Source organism: Vibrio sp. Vb1755 (genome assembly GCF_033338635.1).
Lineage (GTDB): Bacteria > Pseudomonadota > Gammaproteobacteria > Enterobacterales > Vibrionaceae > Vibrio > Vibrio alginolyticus.
Genome location: NZ_JAWOTA010000207.1, coordinates 1 through 1,251, shown reverse-complemented (window position 1 = coordinate 1,251; position 1,251 = coordinate 1). Strand labels below are relative to the sequence as shown.

At 44.2% G+C, this 1,251-nt stretch carries 2 pseudogenes; both read right to left on the bottom strand.

Annotation, left to right across the window (positions count from 1 at the left end):
• Nucleotides 1-72: 72 nt before the first annotated feature.
• A pseudogene (locus R7E00_RS23950) lies at nucleotides 73-855 on the bottom strand (PP2C family protein-serine/threonine phosphatase); the annotation flags it as partial.
• Between the two features lie 10 nt (nucleotides 856-865).
• Nucleotides 866-1,251 (bottom strand): annotated as a pseudogene (locus tag R7E00_RS23945) (type VI secretion system-associated protein TagF); the annotation flags it as partial.

Sequence of the window (1,251 nt, the reverse complement as noted above, 5' to 3'; positions counted from 1 at the left end):
TGCCAGTCGGATTGTCTTCCGAAATTGGTGCAAGGACTTGCTCATACCAATCAAACATCGTGTTACTCCTACTCTCCCCCTCAAAAACACAGGGATAGTCGCATCATCTCGCCTAGCGGAGTCAAACTCACTAGGTTCTTGACGCACTTTAATGAGCGCACACGTCACGTTATCACTAGCGCCACGCACCAGAGCAGAGTGCATCAATGCCAAACCAGCTTGGTTAACTGAATCTGCACATAGAGTTTTATGCATTTCATCACAGCTTAGTTCCTTGGAAAGTCCATCACTGCACAACAAGAACTGGTCACCATCCGCAAGCTGTCCCGATACTTGGTCTATCGTCACCATCTCATCAACCCCAACAGCTCGGGTAATTACATTGGCTAATGGATGGGACTCTGCGTCTTCAAATGCCAACAAGCCTTGTTCAACTAACTCCATCACTTGGCTATGGTCACGAGTTTTTTGTACAAAAGTACCGTTTCTTAGTTGATAAATGCGGCTATCACCAACCCATAGGCAGTGGTAATAACCATCCTGAATAAACAACAGCACCAATGTTGTGCCCATTGTCTTTCCATCTAAGTTCATTTGAGCATATTGATAGATCTCAAAATTCGCTTGCTGCACTGCTGCGCGAATATCATCTATATTGGTGTTTGGCACATCTTGCATATGGCGTGCAATTCTGTCGACCAGCATTTGACTCGCGATATCGCCAGCGCTATGACCGCCCATGCCGTCAGCAACAACCCATATATGCTGTTCAGTCATATCCAGTAACGCATCCTCATTATAAGGACGAACTTTACCCGCATGAGTTTTAGCAAAAGTAAAATAATTCCAATTCATTCTTTGCTTCCTACCAACTCCACTTTTGCCAACGACCATCTAACATTGCAGAGAATTGGCCAATAGATGGCAGTCCAGTGCTAACAAACATACATGATTCAATATGAGTAGAGCCTTCTGTCCACCAGAAGCATGGTTTTCTCTGTTGACTCTCAATTAGATGATTTAACAACGTGTTTTGCTTTGCTTCAGTTGAAAAGCTAAACACTGTAGAGATCGGGCTTTGGTACAAAAGCGCCATTTCTTCATTGCATATCGATACTTCAGAAACAAGCTCACACTTTTCCTGCATGCTTCGGTGCCATACATCAAATACAAATTCATCGTCTAACACTGACAGCGCTAGAGTCTGGCTATCTTCAGTCCAGCCACTTTGTGCCCAATACTGTGCTGCTT